This window comes from Peribacillus cavernae, assembly GCF_003989135.1.
Taxonomy (GTDB): Bacteria; Bacillota; Bacilli; order Bacillales; family DSM-1321; genus Peribacillus; species Peribacillus cavernae.
Genome location: NZ_RYZZ01000035.1, coordinates 1 through 1,408 on the forward strand (window position 1 = coordinate 1; position 1,408 = coordinate 1,408).

The 1,408-nt window shown below is 46.7% G+C and carries 1 protein-coding gene; it reads left to right on the forward strand.

All coding sequences use genetic code 11. The features are described 5' to 3' along the window. Window positions 1-824: 824 nt before the first annotated feature. Window positions 825-1,408: reverse transcriptase domain-containing protein (locus tag ELQ35_RS18515; protein WP_246026133.1), on the forward strand; the 584-nt coding region annotated here is incomplete at its 3' end.

Sequence of the window (1,408 nt, forward strand, 5' to 3'; positions counted from 1 at the left end):
GTGTGCCCCGCAGTCACACAATCTAGGTGGTTCAAATCCACCCGATAACTTTACCCTTTGAAGTGTCGTAGCCGAAGTAGAAATCCTCCCTCTGATGAGAAGGATTGACAGGGTGTCCTCTGTGAAGGGGAATCCGAAAGGTCTGCAGGCAAAGTCCAGCCCGGAATGTAATGTGAACCAGAGGTGGCGGCAATGTTGGGTGACCCGCCTAGAAAACGGGGAAACCTGTGCCAAGCACATCCTGTAGGAAAACTAGAAAAAAGGGAAATGACCTGCAGGGCTCATTGACGTGATTAGGGTCAGGATGGATGGAACAGAATGTGTAGATGACCGGGGGAAGCTCTGTAGGCTCCTTGCTACAAACGTATGCAAGGTAGAGGAGGTATAACCCGAAGGGGAAAGCCGAATCGATGGCACTGCAGGTGGCGGATTGATCCGTAGTAGTGAATAAATTCGAGCCAATGAAAGCTGGCGACAGTCTGGAGGAGAAAACTCGAATGAATGTATGCAACATGTCATACATCCTGCCTTTACTTCAAAAGAGAACTGGCAGAGGCGAAGGGACATGCTTCGTCAAAGTTGTGAATGAACGTGAGTGGAAAATGTAACGCCTTAATGAAATGAGGTGTTCCGAGTGGGGAAATCCCGCCAACCGTGTGACCCACGTGAGGATGAGGGCACTGGCGACCTGAGTACACAGTAAAGAGACAGGTGCGATTGGATTACCTAAAAACGCAGTCTCTCTCTCGTGGAACGAGGAAGGAATCATTTTCTGTAGCGAACATAAGACCAACTTGGTGAGTGGTGAAAAGGTGGTGACACCATTGAAACAAAAACGCAAATATTACTCTCTAATTGATAAAGTATACCGATTTGAAAACCTTTTAAACGCATGGATGGAAGTGAAGAAAAATAAGGGTAGTGGCGGGGTGGACGGTATTACCATCGAAATATTCGACCTCCATGCCAATCAAAACCTCCTAGAAATCCAAAGGCTACTGAAAGAGAACCGATATAAGCCCGACCCGGTTCTCAGAACCTATATTGAAAAGGATAACGGGAAGATGCGACCGCTAGGGATTCCAACCATCCGGGACCGGGTTGCCCAACAGGCAGTACGCAGAATAATCGAGCCTATATTCGAAAAGGATTTCTATCCCCATAGTTATGGTTTTCGGAAAGGATACTCAGCACATCAAGCCTTGGAAACAGTTCGTCAGGCAAAACGGGCAGGATATGAATATGTACTAGATTTGGATATTCAATCCTTTTTCGATGAAATTCCACATCATCAGTTAATGGAGAAGGTCAAAGAGAGGATTTCCGACGGGAAAGTGCTTACTCTTATATCCAATTGGTTAACCGCGGGGGTCATGGAAGATGATCAGTTCCATGAAACGGAAATCGG